This is a genomic window from Paenibacillus sp. MMO-58 (assembly GCF_037146255.1).
GTDB lineage: Bacteria > Bacillota > Bacilli > Paenibacillales > Paenibacillaceae > Pristimantibacillus.
This window is the reverse complement of sequence record NZ_JBBCVY010000002.1, coordinates 290,512-312,431: the sequence shown is the minus strand read 5'-3', so window position 1 is coordinate 312,431 and position 21,920 is coordinate 290,512. Positions and strand designations below refer to the sequence as shown.

The 21,920-nt window shown below is 51.4% G+C and carries 16 protein-coding genes; 12 read left to right on the top strand and 4 right to left on the bottom strand.

The window, feature by feature from the left end:
• The first annotated feature begins 179 nt into the window (after positions 1–179).
• The gene (locus tag WFJ73_RS07355; protein ID WP_336772420.1) at positions 180–5,105 is read left to right on the top strand and encodes an S-layer homology domain-containing protein; all 4,926 of its coding nucleotides are present in this window, start codon (positions 180–182) and stop codon (positions 5,103–5,105) included.
• A gap of 45 nt (positions 5,106–5,150) precedes the next feature.
• Here WFJ73_RS07355 and argC read toward each other — a convergent pair whose 3' ends face one another.
• Positions 5,151–6,104, bottom strand: a complete 954-nt coding sequence (gene argC, locus WFJ73_RS07350) for an N-acetyl-gamma-glutamyl-phosphate reductase (RefSeq protein ID WP_336772419.1) — start codon at positions 6,102–6,104, stop codon at positions 5,151–5,153.
• Between the two features lie 169 nt (positions 6,105–6,273).
• Between argC and WFJ73_RS07345 the strand changes: the two genes are divergently transcribed.
• The 3 genes from WFJ73_RS07345 to WFJ73_RS07335 all read left to right on the top strand — a co-directional run bounded on the left by WFJ73_RS07345 (position 6,274) and on the right by WFJ73_RS07335 (position 8,547).
• On the top strand, positions 6,274–7,011 hold the full coding sequence (locus WFJ73_RS07345) for a DUF4184 family protein (protein WP_336772418.1): 738 nt from the start codon (positions 6,274–6,276) through the stop codon (positions 7,009–7,011).
• Positions 7,012–7,072: 61 nt separating this feature from the next.
• A complete protein-coding gene (locus WFJ73_RS07340; RefSeq protein WP_336772417.1) occupies positions 7,073–7,720 on the top strand; it encodes an SGNH/GDSL hydrolase family protein in 648 nt (215 codons plus the stop codon).
• Positions 7,721–7,845: 125 nt separating this feature from the next.
• On the top strand, positions 7,846–8,547 hold the full coding sequence (locus WFJ73_RS07335) for a type 1 glutamine amidotransferase (RefSeq protein WP_336772416.1): 702 nt from the start codon (positions 7,846–7,848) through the stop codon (positions 8,545–8,547).
• Positions 8,548–8,606: 59 nt separating this feature from the next.
• Here WFJ73_RS07335 and WFJ73_RS07330 read toward each other — a convergent pair whose 3' ends face one another.
• Both WFJ73_RS07330 and WFJ73_RS07325 read right to left on the bottom strand, forming a co-directional pair.
• Entirely contained in the window at positions 8,607–8,951 is a 345-nt protein-coding gene (locus WFJ73_RS07330) for a P-II family nitrogen regulator (protein WP_336772415.1), read from the bottom strand.
• A gap of 2 nt (positions 8,952–8,953) precedes the next feature.
• Positions 8,954–10,369: an ammonium transporter gene (locus tag WFJ73_RS07325; RefSeq protein ID WP_336772414.1), complete on the bottom strand. Its 1,416-nt coding sequence runs from the start codon at positions 10,367–10,369 to the stop codon at positions 8,954–8,956.
• A gap of 224 nt (positions 10,370–10,593) precedes the next feature.
• Here WFJ73_RS07325 and WFJ73_RS07320 point away from each other — a divergent pair, with 224 nt between their 5' ends.
• From WFJ73_RS07320 to WFJ73_RS07310, 3 genes are all read left to right on the top strand, one after another.
• Positions 10,594–12,537, top strand: coding sequence for a primary-amine oxidase (locus WFJ73_RS07320; protein ID WP_336772413.1), 1,944 nt, complete (start codon positions 10,594–10,596; stop codon positions 12,535–12,537).
• Between the two features lie 29 nt (positions 12,538–12,566).
• Entirely contained in the window at positions 12,567–12,920 is a 354-nt protein-coding gene (locus WFJ73_RS07315; RefSeq protein ID WP_336772412.1) for a hypothetical protein, read from the top strand.
• 136 nt (positions 12,921–13,056) lie between these two features.
• Positions 13,057–13,830 carry an IclR family transcriptional regulator gene (locus WFJ73_RS07310; RefSeq protein ID WP_336772411.1) on the top strand — a complete coding sequence of 258 codons (774 nt, stop codon included), beginning with the start codon at positions 13,057–13,059 and terminating at the stop codon, positions 13,828–13,830.
• A 34-nt stretch (positions 13,831–13,864) separates the two neighbouring features.
• Here WFJ73_RS07310 and WFJ73_RS07305 read toward each other — a convergent pair whose 3' ends face one another.
• Positions 13,865–14,794, bottom strand: a complete 930-nt coding sequence (locus WFJ73_RS07305) for a helix-turn-helix domain-containing protein (protein WP_336772410.1) — start codon at positions 14,792–14,794, stop codon at positions 13,865–13,867.
• A 123-nt stretch (positions 14,795–14,917) separates the two neighbouring features.
• On the opposite strand from WFJ73_RS07305, the gene WFJ73_RS07300 reads away from it, so the two are divergent.
• The 5 genes from WFJ73_RS07300 (at position 14,918) to WFJ73_RS07280 (ending at position 21,857) form a co-directional block, all read left to right on the top strand.
• Complete coding sequence (locus WFJ73_RS07300) at positions 14,918–15,805, top strand: sugar phosphate isomerase/epimerase family protein (RefSeq protein ID WP_336772409.1); 888 nt, start codon at positions 14,918–14,920, stop codon at positions 15,803–15,805.
• Positions 15,806–15,819: 14 nt separating this feature from the next.
• Positions 15,820–16,872 (top strand): Gfo/Idh/MocA family protein, encoded by a 1,053-nt coding sequence (locus tag WFJ73_RS07295; RefSeq protein WP_336772408.1) that lies wholly within the window; start codon positions 15,820–15,822, stop codon positions 16,870–16,872.
• A 150-nt stretch (positions 16,873–17,022) separates the two neighbouring features.
• Entirely contained in the window at positions 17,023–19,092 is a 2,070-nt protein-coding gene (locus WFJ73_RS07290) for a bifunctional aldolase/short-chain dehydrogenase (RefSeq protein ID WP_336772407.1), read from the top strand.
• 20 nt (positions 19,093–19,112) lie between these two features.
• The gene (gene rhaA / locus WFJ73_RS07285) at positions 19,113–20,372 is read left to right on the top strand and encodes an L-rhamnose isomerase (RefSeq protein WP_336772406.1); all 1,260 of its coding nucleotides are present in this window, start codon (positions 19,113–19,115) and stop codon (positions 20,370–20,372) included.
• Between the two features lie 12 nt (positions 20,373–20,384).
• Positions 20,385–21,857 carry a rhamnulokinase gene (locus tag WFJ73_RS07280; protein WP_336772405.1) on the top strand — a complete coding sequence of 491 codons (1,473 nt, stop codon included), beginning with the start codon at positions 20,385–20,387 and terminating at the stop codon, positions 21,855–21,857.
• Positions 21,858–21,920 lie beyond the last annotated feature (63 nt).

Genomic DNA, 21,920 nt, shown 5'->3' with positions numbered 1-21,920 from the left:
GATAACTTATTGAAATCGATTTCAATTGATGATATTATCCAATTCAGGAAAGCAACATGACATACATCACGGGGATTAATAAAAGGAACAGGGGGTGCAACAAGGCTTAATTATTAGATGGCTATTAAGAACAGCAGTACTCAGCATTACAGAAAAAGTTTCTGAGAGGGGCTTGAAGCATGGGAGCAAATATGTGGAAACGGATGGCCGCGCAGACTCTTGTCGCCGGTCTTGTTGTCTCGAGCTTTACCGGCATAGCGTTGCCGGCGGTATCGGCAGCTGCCGGCGATCCGGTTAATGTATGGATGACAACCGGTGACAAGAGCAATCTGATCGCCAAGCAGCCGGATGTCGCATTCGAAACAAACGGCGCGCCGGCAGAGCTTACGATTGATGTAGACGAAAATACGAAGTATCAGACGATTGACGGCTTCGGAGGCGCTCTAACGGATTCTTCGGCGTATGTCATTTCTCAAATGGATAGTCAGGCGAAAGACGTTCTGATGAATAAGCTGTTCAGCCGCGAAGGCGACGGCGTAGGCTTCAGTTATATGCGGCTACCGATGGGCGCAAGCGATTTTGCAACCAGTATATATACGTATGATGATATGCCTAAGGGAGAGACGGATCCGAATCTGGAGCATTTCTCGGTTGCTCATGACAGCGCATACATTATTCCGTTCCTTAAGCAAGCGCTGCAAATTAACCCGGATCTGAAAATTATGGGCACGCCTTGGAGCGCGCCGGGCTGGATGAAAACAACGGACTCATCGGTTAAAGGAAAGCTGAAAGAGGAATATTACGGGGTTTACGCGCAATACTTCGTCAAATTTATTGAAGCCTATGAAGCGGAAGGAATTCCTATTGACGCTATTACGCTTCAGAACGAACCGCATTTCGAACCGGCCGATTACCCGGGGATGAGAATGGAACCGGAAGATCAAGCGAAGTTCGTGAAGGATTATCTGGGGCCTGCGTTTGAAGAAGCTAAGATCGATACCAAAATTGTGGTCTGGGATCATAACTGGAGTGAGCCGGACTACCCGATCGAGGTTCTGAACGACCCGGATGCGAAGAAGTATATTGCCGGTTCTGCCTTCCATGGCTATTCGGGCAATGTCACCGCGCAATCGCTTGTTCATGACCAGCATCCGGACAAAGACATTTATTTCACGGAAAGCTCCGGCGGTGAATTCGCGCCTGATTTTGCCGGCAACGTTCAGTGGGATACTCAAAATCTCATCATTGGCGCTACCCGCAACTGGGCGCGTACCTCACTCAAATGGAACATTGCGCTTGACGAGAATCATGGTCCGTATGTAGGCGGCTGTTCAGACTGCCGCGGTATCGTAACGGTTAACAGCGGCACGGATGAAGTCAAGTACAACGAAGAGTTTTATGCTTTTGGCCAGGCCAGCAAATTTGTTCTGCCGGGTGCACAGCGGATCAAGTCCAATACGTTTGGCGCGGGCAGCATCGAGGATGTTGCGTTCGTCAACAAGGACGGCTCCAAGGTGCTGGTAGCACTGAACTCGTCGAAGCAGCCGAAGGACTTCAAAGTACGCTGGGGATCCAAAAGCTTCGCGTACACGCTTCCTGCCGGCGCCGTAGCCAGCTTTGTATGGAACGGAACGCAGGACAGCGCGGCGGCAATCAGTCCTTATGCTGCCTTGCAGGCTGAGGATTACAGTGAAATGAACGGCGTGAAAACGGCAGTGACCACGGACGCCGGCGGCGGCAAATCTGTCGGTGCAACGGCGGATGGCAGCTACATCGCATTCGGTAACGTTGAATTCCTGAATGGCACGGCAAGCGTGAAAGTCAGAGCGCAATCGCAAGGCGACGGCGGCATCGAGTTCCGTCTCGACCGTCCGGATGGCGCATATGTAGGCGGCGTAGATCTCACGGATACAAACGGGGCATGGATTACAAAAGCCGCTCAAGCGGAATCCGTATCCGGCAAGCACAAGTTGTATGTCGTGTTCCGCGGCAAAGTGAATCTGAACTGGTTCCAGTTCTCTTATGATTTTGTGCAAAGCAGCTATAACTATTTGAGCATCGGCGGCAGCTTTGAAGAAGGCGGACTTGCCGGATGGAATGGCTGGACGCCCGAAGGTCAAGCCTCCGCTCAAAAGGCGGACAGGGATAATCCGAGAAGCGGCTCTTATAAGCTTACTCATTATTTAGGCGGCAGTACGCCATACGAACAGACCACATACCGCACGGTGAAAGTTCCTAACGGTACGTATAAAGCTTCCGTCTGGTATCAAAAGGGCGGCGATACGAACGTAAGCCTGGAAGCGAAGAAATACGGCGGCGCCGATCTAAGCGTTGCAGCGGCAACAACGGCTTACGTAGGTTCTTGGACGCAAATCGTCATTCCGGAAATTCAAGTGACAAACGGACAAGTGGAGCTGGGTATCCATTCCCTCAATAAAGGCGGCGAATGGGCTGCGTTTGACGATGTGGAATTGATTCCGGTTATTGCAAAAGCTCCATCGGCAGTACAAGGCATCAACGCCCCGGGGACACCGCAAGAAGTCGGCGCCAAGCTCTCTGGCGGTCACACAATCGAACTGTCTTGGACGGCAGCCGCGGATGTAGACGGTTATAAAATTTACCGCTCTACCACGGATTCGGAAACTTCGGCAAACGGGGTATATCCGGATTACCGTCTTATTGGTTTGGCTGCAGGAGATGCGTCCGGTTATGCGGACCAAGGGCTTCGCGGCAGTACGGCCTATTCCTATCGCGTTACGGCGTTTAACGCAAACGGCGAATCTGCGGCAAGCTCTTCCGTAAACGCAACAACAGCGGCAGGCTCGGATTCCGTGGCACCTTCGGCACCCGTTGGCCTGACGGCGGAGCCGGGAATCGAACAGGTTAAATTGGCTTGGGAACCAAACGTCGAGACCGATTTCCTCAAGTACAACATTTATGTCAACGGCTTTAAACGGGCATCGGTTGATCCTGCTCCGTCTTCCGTCTATACGGTGACCAACCTGAAAGCGGGCACGCGTTATACCTTTACGGTGAAAGCGGTAGACCAAGCAGGCAACGAATCGGCGGCTAGCCATGCAGTCACCGAGACGCCTACGGTGGCAAGCGTTCTGGTACCTTTCCCAGATAACAATCTCGATTTCGAAACAACCGACAGCAATGGCAAAGCAACCCTTGCTCCATGGCAGGAATGGCATCCGGGTACGCAGTCGAATGCTTCGTCCATCGACAATGATAACCCGCGCGGCAAATATAAAATGACTCATTGGTCCGGTTCGGCTTACCAGCAATCGAACTATCAGACGCTTACCGTTCCAAACGGTGTATACAAGGTTCAAGTGTGGGTAAGAACGGGTGGAGGACAAAACAAGTTCCAGCTCGAGGTATCGGGCTACGGCGAGAATGCACCGCAGCTTACGAAAGATATGAAAGGCGCAAGCGGCAGCGTCTACACTCCTTTTGCGATCGACCGTATTGAAGTGACGAACGGCAAGCTGCAAATCGGCGTTTTCTCGGATGCAAAAGCGGGCAACTGGGCGGCGATCGACGATTTCGAAGTGTACCGTTATCCGGATGCTACGGTCGGTGTAACCGGCATAATTCTTGATAAAACTCAGCTTGCTCTCGATCTGACCAACACCAAGACGGGCACGCTGACCGCAACAATTCAACCGGACAACGCGGAGAACCATAACCTGTATTGGAGCAGCAGCAATTCATCGGTTGCAACGGTAACGGATGGCGTGGTAACGGCAAAAGGAACAGGTACGGCCGAAATAACCGTTACAACGGAAGACGGCGGCTTCACGGCAACAGCAACCGTAACCGTTACAAGCGGCAGCTCAACATCAACTCCATCCACTGGCGGAGGCGCAACGACCGGACCTGTCATCACGACTTCGGGAACAGGATCTACGATCAGTGGGTTTACGGCAACAACGGAAACCGCTCCTAACGGAGAGTCGGCGTCTGTTGTAAAAGTGGATGCAGCTATTCTGGCAAACGCGGCTCAAGGCAGCAAAGCGGAATCCATTATAATTGATTTAACTGATCTGAAAGGGCAAAGCAATCTGCAGGCAGAATTCCCTGTCCCTACGCTTGCCGAGCTTTTGAAGAACAACAAGTCTTTGACCCTCACGGTCAAAACCAGCCTGGGAACGTATGAGCTTCCTTTGCAGGCTTTGTTAAACAGCTCCGTAACAAACGGACAACAGCTTCGCGTAGCAATCAGTGCGGTATCCGACGCGGTTAAGCATGCAGGCGAGCTGGCTTTGCAGCAGCAAAACGGTACATTGGTTGGAGCTCCGGTTCAATTTAATGTATGGGCAGGCAGCCATTCGAATTGGCAAGAGGTTAAGAACTTTGGCAAGCAGTACGTAAGCCGTACGATTCCGCTTGGCAAACCTGCCTTGAAGCCAACCGCAGCTGTTGTAATCGGCGCAGACGGCTCTGTAACTCCGGTACCAACGACATTTGTTACAAATGCAAACGGTAACGTAACCGCGGTAATCCGCACGAATCATAACAGCGTCTACGCGGTATTGGCCTTAAACAAATCGTTTGCCGATACGAAAGGACATTGGGCCGAAAAAGAGATTAGCGCTCTTGCTTCGAGCTTGATTGTTAACGGTGAAACCGCCGATCGATTTGCTCCTGAGCAGCAGTTGACCCGTGCGGAGTGGGTAGCGATGCTGACCCGAGCTCTTGGTTTGACAGCAGGCAACCCTGCAAGCAGCTTTAAGGATGTAACCGCAAATGCTTGGTATGCCGACGCGGTAGCGGCGGCGACAGAAGCGGGTATCATTCAAGGCTTTACGGATGGAACGTTCCGTCCGAATGACAAAATTACAAGACAGCAGCTTGCCGTAACCGCGGCTAATGTCCTTGCCTTTGTCGGCAAGTCGCAAGCTGCCGGCGCAGATCAGCTTGCGGCCTTGAAGGATGGCAGCGAAATCGCAGCCTGGGCAGCTGACGCGGTGGCGCAATCGCTGAAATCCGGACTGATTAAAGGGACGCCGGAAGGCTACTATTACCCGGATAAAACAGCAACGCGCGCGGAAGCAGCAACGATTCTGAACAGACTGATTGCTACGGTTCAAGACTAATTAACAGTAAAGCCGGCTATCCGATGGATAGCCGGCTTCTTTTTATTAGAGGATCAGACCTGACGCTTCGTCAAATCCCAGCATCAGATTCATATTTTGAATAGCGGCACCCGAAGCTCCCTTGCCTAAATTATCGTATCTCGAAACAATCGTCATATGATCGTCCTGTCCGAAAACAAAAATTTCTAACCGGTTCGTGTTCTTGCATTCGTCAATCAGAAAATGACCGTCCTCCAGATAGGCCTCCGAATCGTAGGGCATGACCTGAACAAATCGCTCCGATTCGTAATACGCCGCCAATATTTCATGCACTGTTTTTGCGGAAGCCTTCTTAGACATACTTCTTCCTGTTAGCGGAACGGTCATTGCCAGTCCTTGGGGGAAATTCGCTTTGATAGGCATGAATAATGGCTCATATTCAAGCCCCGATAACATGGCCATTTCGGGTAAATGCTTATGTTTACGCAGCAAAGAATAAGGCCTCGGAACCTGAAGTTTATGGATGGAAGCAGAGTCTGCATGCTCGTATTCGTCAATTCCGCTTTTTCCCGCTCCCGTGTAACCCGAGATTGAATAACAGGAAGCGGGATAGTCCTTCTGAAGGACACCGGATTCTATTAAGGGTCTAACGGAGAGGATAAAGCCGGTGGCATGGCAGCCTGGCACAGAGATTCTCGTTGAGGATTGTATACGTTCCCGCTGGTGTTTTAATTCCGGCAACCCATATGCCCAGCTTTTGTCCGTTCTGAATAATGAGCTTGCGTTTATTATTTTTGTCTTTTCATTATTGACCAGCGAGATGGATTCTTTGGCAGCTGAATCGGGAAGACAGAGGAATGCGAGATCCGCTTCAATAAGTCGTTTTTCCCGCTCCTTGAGGTCCTTTCTTTTCGCGGGATCAATTTTTAGAACTTCAATAGATGAGAACCGGGACAAATACTCAAGCAGCTTGAGGCCGGTTGTCCCTTCTTGACCATCCACAAATACGATGTGCTTCATCCTTTTTAGCAACCTCCACTATTGAATGTTAATTCATAATAATGTATAAATATACACTCAACTATTAAAGATGACCAGTCTTTTTCAAATTTTTGAAAATCCTGTAACCTTTTTCTGTTTCGTTCGTCTATAACCTTTAGAAATAAAGTATAGATTGGAGCTCGAAGGGATGCCTTATACGCTAGCTCATCCGATATTTGCTTATCCGTTAAAAAAGATAAACCGAAAACTTTTGAGCGTTACGGGTCTGGTGCTGGGCAGCATGGGGCCGGATATGGAGTATTTCGTGCGGCTGGAGCCTTATCAATCTATCGGGCATACAGCTGCGGGCTTATTCCTGCAGGTTATTCCGCTTAGCCTCGTGCTTGGCTTGTTGTTTCATTATGTGGTCAAATCCTCGCTTGCTCTTCATCTGCCGTCATTATTTGATCTGGATAAACGCGCCTATCATCTGATCGGCAGCTGGGATATGAGAAGCTTCAAGGCGTGGTTTTTTTATTTGTTATCCGTGATTATCGGGTTCTGTACGCATATTCTGGTGGACGGGTTTACCCATGAGAGAGGTTACTTTGTACATCATTTGAATATTTTGAACCGGATTTTGTTTCTGAATCTGCCTTTATTTAAATTGCTGCAGTACAGCTTTTCTCTGCTGGGATTGATGGTCATAACGCTAACGGTCCTTATCAAGCTGTATAAAAGCAATCCGGAGAATGAAGATATTCTTACCGTGCCTTCTTATCAGAAATGGTTGTACTGGATGGTTGTGTTCCTATGGGCGGTGCTGCTTACGGGGCTAAAATTAAATGCTAGCGGACTGCCGGCTATCAGTATTTTGGCTGTCGCGCCTGTTTCGGGAATTTGCGTTGGCCTAGTAGCCGCTTCCATGATTTACAGAAGAACGTAGTCTTCTATAAAATGGGAGAGGAAGCGTTTGCTTTACTTCATATGCGGAGGGGAAGTTTAGAATGGGGAAAGTGATTTTGTTTCAAGGGGATTCCATCACGGATTGCGGACGTTCTCGTGAAGGGTATGCAGGTCAATTGCTCGGGCAAGGATATGCGTACCATATTGCCGGTCGGCTGGGCAACGAGCAAGCGGAGGCCGGACATCAATTCATTAACCGGGGGATTAGCGGGAACCGGGTATCCGATCTGTACGCGCGCTGGAATGAAGATGCGATTGCGCTGCGACCGGATGTTCTTAGCATCCTGATCGGGGTTAACGATACATGGCGTATTATGGATAAGCTGCCTAGCGGCGCGACAGACCGTTTCGAGCGGGCTTACCGCGTTCTGCTGGAGGAGACAAAGGAAGTATTGCCGGAGACCGGGCTTGTTCTCTGCGAACCGTTTGTTCTGCGGACAGGCGTAACTGCTCAGGAATGGAGCGGCTGGCGCGAGAGAGTAGAGCGGCAGAGCGAGATAGTTAAGCAATTAGCGGAAGAATATCAGGCGGTATTTGTACCTTTTCAGCAGGCTTTTGACCAAGCGGCGGAAAAAGCAGAGCCTGATTATTGGCTGTTTGACGGCGTGCATCCAACGGCTGCCGGCCATTATTTGATGGCTTCCGAATGGTTGAAGGCGGTGCAGAGCAGCCCGCTTGCCATTCATTGACCAACATAACCGAATTATTTCCTGTTGTTTCCCACTATGTGAGAAAAGAGTGTCGAGTCTTCCCGAATTCAGCTCTACAATAAGGCTATAGACAACAGACACGCTTCACACTGGAGGGAATTGGGATGAACATACTGGCGTTTCGGCATTTCGACTTTGACGACATAGGCGCTTTCTCGGAGTGGGCGCAATGGGGCGGGCATCAGCTAACGGTTGTTGACCCAGCTGTGGAATTGGATAACAAGTGGCTGGATTCAACGGAGCTGCTGCTTATTCTTGGCGGGCCAATGAGCGTCTATCAAGAAGAACGATACCCTTGGCTTGCGGATGAGAAAAGGTTTGTAAAATCCGCGATGGACCGCGGGATTAAAATATTAGGAATCTGCCTAGGCGCTCAGATGCTTGCGGAGATTCTTGGCGCAAAAGTTTACCGGCATACGCTTAAGGAAATCGGCTGGCACCGCATTGAGCGCAGCGGTGAAGAACATCCTTGGCTGAAAGAAATGCCGGCCGAGTTCCACTCGTTCCAATGGCATGGCGATACGTTCGACCTGCCTGAAGGAGCAACCCTCCTTGCCACCTCGGAGGCTTGCGGACATCAAGCCTTCTCGTACGGTGATGATGTACTGGCCCTGCAGTTTCATCTCGAGACTACGCCTGCTTGTATGGAGCAAATGGTAACGCGTTGGGCAAGCGAGCTGGTTAATGCGCCCTATATCCAATCGGCCGAAGAAATTCGCCGCAATATGCATCGCGTCGCCGCTTCCTTCCATATATTGCATCAAGTGTTGGATCAAGCAGCTCTATCGCCTGTGAAAGCATCTTAATAGAGAACCCTCCCGACTTCATAGACGGGAGGGTTCTTCTGTTTGCCCAAAAGGTGTTCTTATTGGCCTAGCGCAGCCCGGCCATGTTCGCCGGTCCGAATCCGGATGGCATCGGCAATGTCCGTAACGAATATTTTGCCGTCGCCAATGGCGCCTGTTCTTGCAGCCTCGATAACGGCTTCTACCGCTTCTTCATAGAGATCGTCGCTAACGACGGTTTCGATTTTGTTTTTTAATATGAAATCCGTCTGATACTCCACTCCGCGGTATAAGGTCCGCGTTCCTTTCTGGATGCCTTGACCGCGGACGTCGCTGATGGTCATGCCGCTGATTCCGATGGTGTGAAGGGCGGCTGTTACGCTGCTTAATTTCTCGGGACGAATAATAATGGTCAACAGCTTCATGGTTACACTCCTTTCATCTCGGTACTCGCGGTCAACACGGTGCCTGCAGGCTGATACTCCGCTTGCGGCCTGGCGGGAATGCCGCTGTTCATCGCTTCAAAGGTGTTATAGGCGTTCTCCCCGTGCAGACTGAGGTCAAGCCCGGTTAATTCCTGCTCTTCCGACACCCTTAGGGTTGTGAATAAAGAGATTGCCTTCAAGATGACGAAGGTGCCAACGGCCGCAAGTCCAATCGCAACTAGCACATCAATGCATTGAATAAGGACCTGCTTGGCATTGCCGTGGATAAGTCCGTCTGCGCCTGCAGGGTTAACCTTGGTGCTCGCGAATATACCGGTCGCAATAGCTCCCCAAATCCCGCCAATCCCGTGAATGCCGAATACATCAAGGGAATCATCGTATTGCAGCTTGGCTTTGACAACATGAAGGCCCCAATAGCAAATGACGCTTGCAAGAGCGCCGATTGGAATAGCCGAGAGCACCGACACAAAGCCCGCTGCTGGTGTAATGGCAACAAGTCCGGCAATGACGCCGGTTACACCGCCCACCATTGTTGCTTTTCCTCTCAGTCTCCATTCCATAATCATCCATAGTACACCGCCTGCCGCGGCAGCAACCTGCGTTGTAACAACAGCAAGGCTTGCTAAACCGCCTGAAGCAAGGGCGCTGCCCGCATTAAAGCCAAACCAGCCGAACCAGAGGCACATCGCCCCGATCATAAAGAAAATAAGATTGTGAGGAGGAAGAGTCCGGTTAGGGAAGGAGCGACGTTTGCCTACAACCAGAGCGGCAACCAGCGCGCTTACACCGGATAAAATGTGAACGACCGTTCCGCCGGCGAAGTCAAGCCCGCCAAGCTTCGAGAGCCAGCCGCCACCCCATGCCCAGAACGCCATCGGGGCATATACAAAGGTAACCCACAGAACGGCGAATATGACCCATACGTTAAACTTGATCCGTTCGGCTACACCGCCGGAGATTAAAGCGGTTGTTATGGCCGCGAACATCCCCTGATACATGGCGAAGATTAAATGCGGAATCGTTAGGCCATCCTTAGCGTCCATGCCGACATGCTGGAAGCCGATAAACTCAAATCCTCCAAACATGCCGGAAACTCCGGGGCCAAAAGCGAAGCTATAGCCCCATAGCACCCAGACAAGCGTAACGATCACAAAAGCGCTCAAGCTATGCATCACGGTAGAGAGGATATTCCGCTGGCCAACGAGTCCTCCATAGAACAGAGCGAGACCCGGCATGAACATAAACATAACGAGTACGGTTGCGACGATAATCCAGGTCGTGTCCCCGGTATCTACAACAGCGGTTTCACCTTCCGCGAAGGCGGTTAAAGGAATTGCGGTGAAGAGAAGAGTCATCATTGAAGCAATCGATAAGTACTTTTTCCAGGATGTCAGCATGTAAGTCCCTCCTATAGTTATATGTTATCTTTCATGACGTAATTATGACCGGATATCCAAATAGAGAGAACGGGAGTATCCCGGTATGTGAGAAAATCGAAAAATTCGGACAAATCAAATCCTAATTTTCTCAATATTCGGGAAACAGAGGTTTGACTGAGATGAAAGACGGGATATTATTGTCACATAAGTTAACATTAATTTATCGAAGAGAGGCGATTGAAATGACACAACTTACTTTATCGTTAGCGAATCACCCGCTGGAGCCGCTTAGCCGGGAGGAAATGAGTGCCGCTGTACACATTCTGAAAGAGCAGCAGCAATTAACCGAGTCCGACCGGTTTGTACATGTTGCGTTGAAAGAGCCCAAGAAGGAGATTGTCATGGAATATGACGGCTCCACACCGTTTGAGAGAGAAGCGTTTATCATTATTCTGAACAAGAAAGAGAATGCCACCTATGAAGCGGTGGTTTCCCTTACTGGGCAAAAGGTAGTCTCCTGGGTGCATGTTCCTGGCGTTCAGCCAACGATCATGCTGGATGAGCAGGCGGAATGCGAGATTGCCGTTCGCAAGAGTCTGCTGTTTATTGAAGCGCTGGAGCGGCTCGACATCCACACGCCGGAGCTTGTTATGGTAGATTTGTGGTCGCCGGGCAATTGGGGAACGGAGGAGGATGCGACACTTCGGCTAGCCAGACCCTTATGCTTCCTGCGCAGCGATGAGAAGGATAACGGTTATGCTCGTCCATTGCCGATTGTTCCAATCATAGATTTGAATACGATGGAAGTGCTTCGGGTTGAAGAATATGAATATACGAAAATACCTGACAAGGAATTCAACTATACGCCTGAGCGGGTAGGGCCGCTGCGCAGCGGAATCAAGCCCGTTGAAATTACGCAGCCGGAAGGTCCAAGCTTTACGATTAACGGGCATGAGATCGAGTGGCAGAATTGGAAGTTCCGAATCGGCTTTAACGCCCGCGAAGGTCTAACGCTGCATACCTTGTCCTATCACGATCAGGGTCGCGACCGTCCGGTGCTGTACCGCGGCTCCTTGTCGGAGATGGTTGTGCCTTATGGCGATCCGGGTCCAATTCAGAACCGGAAAAACGCGTTCGACAGCGGGGAATACGGAATTGGCCAATTGGCGAACAGCCTGGAACTTGGCTGCGACTGCGTAGGATATATTAAATACTTCGACGGTGTCATGACGGACAGCAGGGGGGATTTATTCGTCATCAAAAACGCCATCTGCATGCATGAGGAAGACTTCGGCATTCTGTGGAAGCATACGGATTGGCGGACAAACGATGTAGAGGTTAGGCGTTCCCGCCGGTTAGTCATCTCCTCTATTTCAACGGTAGCTAATTATGAATACGGATTTTTCTGGTATCTCTATCAGGACGGCAATATTCAATTCGAGGTGAAGCTGACGGGCATCCTGTCCACGGCTGGACTTCATCCGGGAGAAACGCCGAAGTATGGCAATATGGTGGGGCCTGATCTCTATGCGCCCAATCATCAGCATTTCTTCAACGTTCGTCTCGATATGCAGATTGACGGCAACGAGAACTCGGTCTATGAGGTCAATGTCGTATCGGAGGAGCCGGGCGAGAACAATCCGAGAGAGAACGCTTTTTATGCCAAATCCACTTTGCTGGAGACGGAGCTTCAGGCTAAGCGGGACATTAAGCTGGAGACGGCGAGGTATTGGAAGTTTGTAAACGATAACGTGAAAAATGAGCTTGGCCAATCCGTCGGCTTCAAAATCGTGACGGGAGAGAACTGCTTCCCGTTTGCTTCGGACAATTCCAGTCTGATCAAGCGTGCCGGATTTATTAAGCATCATCTGTGGGTTACCCCATACGACGAGGATGAGATGTATGCCTCCGGCAAATATCCGAACCAGCATCTGGGCGGAGACGGGTTGTCCGCTTGGGCGGAGAAGGACCGGGATATTAAAAATACCGACGTTGTCGTATGGTACACGATGGGTCATACCCATGTACCACGTCCGGAGGATTGGCCGGTCATGCCTGCCGCGTATATCGGCTTTATGCTGAAGCCGGTCAGCTTCTTTAATCAAAGCCCGGCCATTAACCTGCCTCCGCAGGCGAAGAAGAAATATTGCGGCAGCACAGTGAAGGCGGACAGCTGCCAGAGCTAAGTTGGGCATAGAAAGGAGAGGCATGTCTAATGATCAAACTGCGGCACCTGAGCTTAGAGTCGAAATATTCGGTGCTATCGATGGTATCCGTGTCCGGCGTGCTTATTTTGCACCTTGTTCATTGGCTGACAATGCCTCTTATTATGGGGACGGTCAGCGGAATGCATCATCACCATCAGGAAACGGGTAACAATAGTTCCTTTCTGTTGAGTACCGTAATGATGGTTTTATTCCTTATTAATCTGGCAAGCATGTATTTTGCCGTCCGGCAGCTGATCGCCGCCGTTATGAAGAAGGACAGTCATACGGGGCATTCGATTGTATGCACAACAATCTCTCTAGCCGTTTTGTGTGTAGGGATTTATACCTTAATATCTTTTTGAAGCTTTGGGAGAGCTGATGCGTGTCAGGATGCATCAGCTTTTTCCCCGTGAAAGAATGAATTGCCAAACGATAAACGTCCATTCTACAATAAGAAGGAATAGGGATGTTCGAAAATATGACATGGAGGCGAAGCTCATGTCCGTGATCTCGAAGGCGATACATATACTGGATTACCTAGTGCCGCAGGGGAGCGAGAAGGAAATCAGCGTGACGGAGATCAGCCGCGAATTGGATATGCCTGTGCAGAGCGTACATCGCATTCTCGCTTCCTTGTCGGAGCATGGCTTTGTCTCCCAGAACAGCAAGACGAAGAAATACAAGCTGGGCTTGTCAATTATGAAATACGGATTTCTGATGTGGGACAGCTTGCGGTTCCGCTCCATTGCCAGACCGTTTATGGAAGAGCTGTCGAAGCAGACGAAGGAAACGGTCTACCTGGCTACCCGCGAGAACACCGAAGGCGTATATATTGACAATATCGATTCTCCCCAGCTGCTCAAAATATCCGAGCCGATCGGGCTTAGGCTGCCGCTTGTCATCGGAGCTTCCAATCGGGTAATACTGGCTTACATGACAGCCTCTTCGAGGGAATCCATTCTGAATCAGATTGATTGGGGGGGACTGCCGTCCTTGCGGCCTTTAACCAGGGAATATATTGCGAATGATCTGGAGCAGATTCGCAAGCGCGGGTATGCGATTACCTCCGGCGAAGCAACGGAAGGGACAACGGGGATCGGCGCGCCTATCTTCTCCTACGAGAATACGGTGATCGGTTCGCTGAATTGCGCCGGCCCAACCTTGCGTTTTACGGCGGAGAACATCGAGAAGTACAGCTATTACGTGAAGAAATACGCGGATTTGATCTCTCAGGAGTTAGGGTACCGTCATTTGTACCGAATCAGCGAATAATCAAAAAACGGTGAATATTCAATAATAAATCCCCTTAGGCGATCGGCTCGCTTAAGGGGATTTTGTTTGTGTCGGTCAGCTGTTTTCTGAGCTGGGAAGGGGCAACGCTTTTGTACTTCTTGTACATTTTCGTAAAATAATTGGAGTTGTCGCAGCCGACACGGCCCGCAATCTCGGTAATGGAGAGATCGCCGGCGAGCAGCAGCCGCTCCGCTTCATTCACTCGGCATACGTTGACGTAATCTATAAAAGTCCGGCCGGTCAGCTTTTTGAACATTTTGCAGAAATGATGGACGTTCAGGTTCATCCGTCTTGCCGCATCGGCTACCGTCTGCTTGTCCGCAAAGTTGGCTTCAATATATTCAATTAATGCCTTGAACTGTTCGCGGTTATGTACATATTGATTAGTCGCCTGTTCCGGAAGCTGCTGCGGCAAAAATTTGCGGGACAGCAGAGTGAGCAGCATGTGAAGCTGCGATTTCACCATCAGCTGATAAGCGGGCTGCTTCGCTTTAAACTCCGAATTGGCCTGCTCCAGCAAGTAATAATAATCCGCGCAGGACGGATCAAGCCGGGTTGGCTTGACCGGCAACTGTACCCGGCCCTCCAAATAAGGCAGAACATATTTCGTATGAAGAGAATCCTGCATCCAGTTTTGGAAGAGGGAGCTGTTATAGACGATAGCGAGGTAAGAGAGATCTCCTTCGCACAGACTGTAGCCGACATGAAGCGCTCCGGCCGGCACAAATAAAACATCTCCCGGATGAGCCTCGTAAGATTCGCTGTCGATGTGAAAGACGGCACTCCCTTGCTGCATGACGATTATTTCGAAATGTTCATGCCAATGCAAATAGAGAATCAGCTCGCTCGGCTTCTTCTGAAGAGCGCGGTTCGAAAAAAATTGAACCGGGTGCATTTTTTCATCTATTCGAGTATTCTCGCGCAATTCCTTCGGATAGCTCATGAAAGACTCAACTCCACAATATTGGACTAGTAAAACACAAGAATGGTCGAGAATCGTCCATTATCCCGCGCTATACTGAGGTTGCATTCAAAATTAATCCACCAAAATAGGAGTGGTAATGATATGACGAATATACTTCGGATCGGAACATTGGTTGGCGGAGGCGACGCGGTACGCGTTATTCCTCAGATTGCTCCTCACGGCTTCGAATCGTATAGCTTGACGTTCTGGCAGACAACTGGCGACACGGATCTAATCGAGACGGCGAAGCGGGTTCGCGAGCTGTCGGATGAATACGGTTTCATTATATCGACGGTTGGCATCTTTGGCAATCCGTTGACCGGCGCGGGAAATAACGCGGATACCCTTGCAAGCTGGGAAAGACTGATCGATCATGCGCATTTGTTCGGGACGGACATCGTATCCGGGTTTACCGGACGCTTAACCGGCGAATCCATTGACAGCTCTATAACGCGGTACGCGGAGGTATTCGGAGAGCTGGGCAAGCGAGCGGCGGATAAGGGAGTCCGAATAGCGTTCGAGAATTGCGATATGGGCGGAACATGGGAGAGCGGCGATTGGAACATTGCGCATAACCCGACGGCTTGGGAAATGATGTTTAACGCAATCCCATCCGACAATATCGGTCTGCAGTGGGAGCCATGCCATCAGATGGTTTCGCTGATCGACCCGATCCCGCAGCTCCGCAAATGGGTGAACAAAGTGTTCCACGTTCATGGCAAGGACGCAACTATTGCATGGGATATCGTAAAGGAATACGGCATTCATGGTCCAAAGGAATTCGTGTGGCACAGGACGCCGGGCTTTGGCGATACGAACTGGACGGATATTATTACCATTCTCAGACAAGCCGGCTATCAAGGAACGATCGATATCGAAGGCTGGCATGATCCGGTCTACCGCGACGAGCTGGAAATGACGGGACAAGTCCACGCATTAAATTATTTGAAGCAATGCCGCGGCGGACAGTTTGTGCCAAATCCGAAATAGGGGAGTGCATGAGAATGAGCGCAACATATAAAGTTGTAGTAGCGGGCTGCGGGGGCATGTCGAACATCTGGATCGATACGGCCATCGAGCGTGAGGATACGGAGATTGTCGCTTTAGTCGATATCAAGCAGGAGTTTGCCGAGAAAATGAGGGAGAAGAAGGGGCTGAACTGCCCTACCTTCACCGATCTTGCCGAGGCGATTCAGCAGACCGGCGCTAATCTTGTCTTTGACGTGACGATACCCGCGAGCCATCACCGGATCGCAAGCACGGCCATGCAGCTTGGCTGCAATATTTTTGGAGAGAAGCCGCTCGCGGAAACGGCGGAAGAATGCAAGGATCTGATCCGGATTGCGGACGAGACGGGAAAATCGCATGCCGTCATGCAGAACCGGCGGTTTGATCCCCGTATTCGCGCGCTGCGCCATCTGCTGGACTCGGGTACGATTGGCAAACCGGGCTTTGTGAACGCAGACTTTTTCCTGGGACCGCATTTCGGGGGATTCCGGGAAACGATGGCAAGTCCGCTGCTGCTCGATATGGCGATCCATACGTTTGACCAGGCGCGTCTTATTCTGGGAGCAGACCCGGTGTCGGTTTATTGCCATGAATTTAACCCGCCGGGTTCTTGGTACGAAGGGGCTGCCGCAGCAGTGTGCATCTTCGAAATGTCTGACGGCTCGGTGTTCAATTACCGTGGTTCCTGGTGTGCGGAAGGTGCCAATACATCCTGGGAAGCAGACTGGAGAATCACGGGCGAGAAGGGTACGGCGATCTGGAACGGGCATGATGCCCCATATGCGGAAGTCGTCGCGCCGGAACCGCAGGATGGGAAGTTCATTAAATCGTTTGTCCGGGTAGATGCAGATACAAAGGTCTATAATGCCCATTCGGAAAGAACCGGGCATCCGGGCTGCCTGGACGAGATGTTCCTCTCGCTAGAGGAAAACCGCAGGGCGGAAACCGACAGCCGGGATAACCAATACAGCATGGCTATGGTAAATGCGGCGTTGGAAAGCGCGCGGACGGGTCACAAAGTAACGATTGCGGATTTTATTCAGAGGTAGCAGATTGGCAGGAGCGGGGAGCGGGAGCTTTCCCGCTCTTTTGTTTTTGAATATATTTGTTTATGCCCGAAATATTTTTGTTTTCAAATATAAACAAACATGTTACTATCAAAACATAAAGATAAAACAACGTATTCGGAGGTAAACAAAATGGTACAAAGCTTATGGCAATCATCTAAAGCATCTGAATTCACAAACGGACTCGATCAATTGGTTTATCGCTCTAACCTGATCGGAGCAGACCGCCGCGTGTGCAACATCTACGGCGGCAATACTTCCACGAAAACAACGGTTAAAGATTTCCGCGGCCGCGATATTGAAGTGATGTACGTGAAAGGCAGCGGTTCGGACCTTGGTTCGATGAAAGCGGCGAACTTCACCGGTCTTCGCATGGAAGATATCCGTCCTTTGTTCGAACGCGATGCCATGACGGACGAGGAAATGGTTGCTTACCTAGGCAACTGCATGATTGACGCGAAGCATCCGCGTGCTTCGATCGAGACGCTGCTGCATGCCTTCCTGCCATTCAAGCATGTAGACCATACGCATCCGGATGCGATTATCAGTCTGTGCTGCGCGGATAACGGCCGCCATCTGGCGGAAGAGATTTTCGGCAACCGCTTCGTATGGGTGCCTTACGTGCGTCCCGGCTTTACTCTCTCGAAAATGATCGCGGAAGGCGTACTTGCTAATCCCAATGCCGAGCTGGTCCTGATGGAGAAGCATGGCCTTGTAACTTGGGGAGAAACGTCCGAAGAAAGCTATGCGCAGACAATCAAGATTATTAATGAAGCAGAAGCATTCATTGAAGCCCGCGTCAATGAAGCCAAATTATTCGGCGGCGTGAAGCATGAAGCCCTTCCGGCTGAGGTTCGCCGTCAAATCGTATCGCAAGTGATGCCTACGATCCGCGGTGCCGTATCCGACGTGAAGAAAATGATCCTGTCGTTTGACGACCAAGACGATGTGCTTGCTTTCGTTGGCGGCGCGGACGCTCCGCAGCTGTCGCAGGTAGGCGCTGCTTGCCCGGACCATCTCGTTCATACGAAGGTTGTTCCGCTCTTTATCGATTGGACGCCTAACGCGGAGGATATCGACGGCCTGAAGTCGAAATTGATTGAAGGCGTTGCCGCTTATAAAGAGCAATACAAAGCTTACTTCGAGGAAAACAAAAACGAAGGCGACGTCATGTTTGAAGCGGCTCCGCGCGTAATCCTCATTCCGGGTCTCGGCATGATCAACACGGGCAAGAGCTGGGCGCTGTCGCAAGTGAGCGGTGCTTTGTACCATCGCGCGATTTCCGTTATGCGCGGCGCTACGGCACTGGGCAGCTTCGTATCGCTGAGCGCGAACGAATCGTACAACGTAGAGTATTGGCCGCTTGAGCTTTACAAGCTGTCGCTGGCTCCGGCTGAAGCCGAATTCTCCCGCAAGGTTGCCTTTATTACGGGCGGCGCCGGCGGTATCGGCAGCGAGACGGCTCGCCGCCTTGTATCGGAAGGCGCTCATGTCGTGCTGGCCGACCTGAATCTGGAAGGCGCGCAAAAGGTTGCGCAAGAAATTAACGACAAATACGGCGAGAACCGCGCTTACGCCGTAAAAATGGACGTTACCGACGAGCAAGCGGTGCAGGCTGCTTATGCGGAAGTAGCTCTCGTCTACGGCGGCGTGGATATTATCGTCAATAACGCAGGCTTGGCAACATCCAGCCCGTTTGACGAAACCTCCCTCAAAGAATGGAATCTGAATATTAACGTGCTTGGCACCGGTTATTTCCTTGTTGCCCGTGAAGCGTTCAAGCAAATGAAGCAGCAGGGCATTGGCGGCAACATGGTATTTATCGGTTCCAAGAACTCGATCTTCGCAGGCAAGAGCGTTACGGCTTACAGCTCGGCAAAAGCGTTGGAAGCTCATCTGGCACGCTGCATCGCAGCGGAAGGCGGCGAATTCGGCATTCGAGTCAATACGATTCTGCCGGACGCGATTTTGCAGGGCTCCGCGATTTGGAATGGCGCATGGCGCAACGAGCGTGCCGCGGCTTACGGCATCGAGCCTGACCAATTGGAAGAGCACTACCGCAAACGGACTACGCTGCTCGTCAATATTTATCCACGAGATATTGCGGAAGGCATCGCCTTCTTCGCATCTTCGAAATCGGACAAAACAACCGGCTGTATGCTGACGATTGACGGCGGTGTACCGGCTGCATTCACACGCTAAGAAGGAGGGCATCCGTACAGATGGATCAAAACGTAAAGCAAGCTTATGAAGCGGCAAAAGCATTGTATGCCCAGCATGGGATTGATACCGATGAAGTACTGCGCAAGCTGGAGGAGGTTAAAGTCTCCATGCATTGCTGGCAAGGCGATGACGTAAAAGGCTTTCTGAACGCGGACCAGGAATTGACCGGCGGCATTTCGGTTACCGGCCAATATCCGGGCGCGGCAAGAACGCCGGAGGAGCTTCGCTCCGATCTGGAGAAGGCATTCTCCCTCATTCCGGGCAAGCATAAAGTCAACCTTCATGCGATCTATACGGATACAAACGAAAAGGTTGAGCTGGATCAGCTTGAGCCGCGTCATTACGAAGGCTGGGTTAACTGGGCGAAGGAGCAGGGGCTTGGACTCGACTTCAACCCAACCTGCTTCTCGCATGAGAAATCGAACGACGGCTTTACGCTTAGCCATCCGGATCCGGAGATCCGCCAATTCTGGATTGATCACTGCAAGGCTTCCCGCCGGATCGGCGCTTACTTTGGCGAGCAGCTGGGCCAGACATGCGTGACTAACGTCTGGGTTCCGGACGGCTTCAAGGATAATCCGGTTGACCGGATGACCCCGCGCAAACGTCTGAAGGCTTCGCTCGATGAAGTGTTTGCCGAGCCGCTTGATCCGAATTACAACCTGGACGCGGTGGAGAGCAAGTTGTTCGGGCTTGGCTCGGAAGCGTATGTGGTTGGCTCCCACGAATTTTATATGGGCTACGGCTTGCAGAATAACAAGCTGATCTGTCTGGATGCGGGTCATTTCCATCCGACGGAAGTCATCTCGAATAAATTGTCTTCACTCGCTCTCTTCACAAGTGGCATTCTGCTTCACGTAAGCCGCCCGATGAGATGGGATAGCGACCATGTCGTCATCATGGACGATGAGCTGCTTGAGATCGGCAGAGAGCTGGTTCGCCATGATCTGCTGGGCACAACCCATATCGGACTTGATTTCTTCGATGCCAGCATTAACCGCGTGGCGGCTTGGGTTGTCGGCACGCGCAACACCATCAAGGCTTTGCTCCGCGCGATGCTCGAGCCGGTGGAAACACTGAAGAAAATCGAGCTGGAAGGCGATTATACGACCCGCCTTGCGCTCACCGAGGAGTTTAAGTCGTATCCGTTTGGCGCGATCTGGGATTACTATTGCGCGACGAAGGGTGTTCCGGTCCGCGAGCAATGGATTAGCAAAGTGAAAGAATACGAACAAAACGTATTGCTGAAGCGCGGTTAGGAGGGCGACCGGTTGTCGGACATATTAGCGTTTGACCTTGGAGCAAGCAGCGGGAGAGCGATTCTAGGCCGTCTGAAGGACGGCAAGATCGAAACCGAAGAGCTCCACCGCTTTCCTAACGATCCGGTGCAGACGGGCGACCGTCTGCACTGGGATATTTTGCGGTTGTATCACGAGATCAAGCAAGGCCTGCTTAAGGCCAAGCTTAAGGGGATACAGCCGCTTAGCATCGGCATTGATTCCTGGGCGGTTGATTACGGACTTATCGCAGCTGACGGGAGTCTGCTAAGCAATCCGCTTCATTATCGGGACAGCTCAAGCGCCGGAATGATGGAGAGACTTCAGGAGGAATTAACGCCTGCGGAAATCTTCAAGCGGACGGGTATTCAGTTCCTGCCGTTTAATACGATTTACCAGCTCTATGCGGCCAAGCTGAATCAATCTCCGCAGCTTGCTGCAGCGAAGCATTTCCTGATGATTCCGGATCTGCTTCGGTATTTCCTAACCGGCGAAATGCACAACGAGTTTTCCAACGCAACGACGACTCAGCTGTACAACCCGCTTAAGCAGCAATGGGATGGGGAACTGCTGCAGCATCTTGGCCTTCCGCAGTCTTTGTTCGGGCAAGTGCTTCAACCTGGCTCGCCGGCCGGGAATTTGCAGCCATCCGTTCAAGAGGAGCTTGGCCTTGGTCCGATAGCGGTTCATGCCGTTGCGGAGCATGATACGGCATCGGCCGTTGTCGCCGTACCGGCTCTTGAACGTTCCTTCGCTTACTTAAGCTGCGGAACCTGGTCGCTGCTCGGAACGGAGATCCAGGAGCCGATTATGACGGCGGAAGCGGAGCAGCTTAATTTTACGAATGAGGGCGGCTTTGGCGGCACTTACCGTTTGTTGAAGAACATCATGGGCTTATGGATTCTGCAGGAGAGCCGGAGAGAGTGGGAACGTTCCGGACAGAATTACAGCTTCCCCGAGCTTGTGAAGCTTGCCGGAGAAGCTCCTGCGTTCACAGCCTTTATCGACCCGGATGATCCCGTGTTTATGGCTCCAGGCGACATGCCGGCGAGAGTCAAGGAATATTGCAGGAAGACGAATCAGCCGGTTCCGGAGGAAGTTGGCACGCTTGTCCGCTGCATTCTGGAAAGCCTCGCCTTCAAATACCGTTACGTGCTTGAATTAACGGAACGGTTGTCCGGCCAGCAGTTTAACGGTCTTCATATGGTTGGCGGCGGCATTCATAATACGCTGCTCTGCCAGTGGACGGCAAATGCGATCGGCAAGCCGGTATGGGCGGGACCCGCTGAAGGCAGCGCGATCGGCAACCTGGCGGTTCAATGGATTGCCAGAGGCGAATTCGCGGACATATGGGAAGCCCGGCGTGTTATCAGGGATTCTTTCCCGGTTACGATTTACGGCCCTGAACAAGGGGAAGCATGGTATGATGGATACGGACGATTCCTGGAGATTACAGCACTCCGATAAAAGTCTATCCACCAGCGACCTTGCGTAAGAGGATGTATTTACGGGCAGCGGTACTGCGGGGAT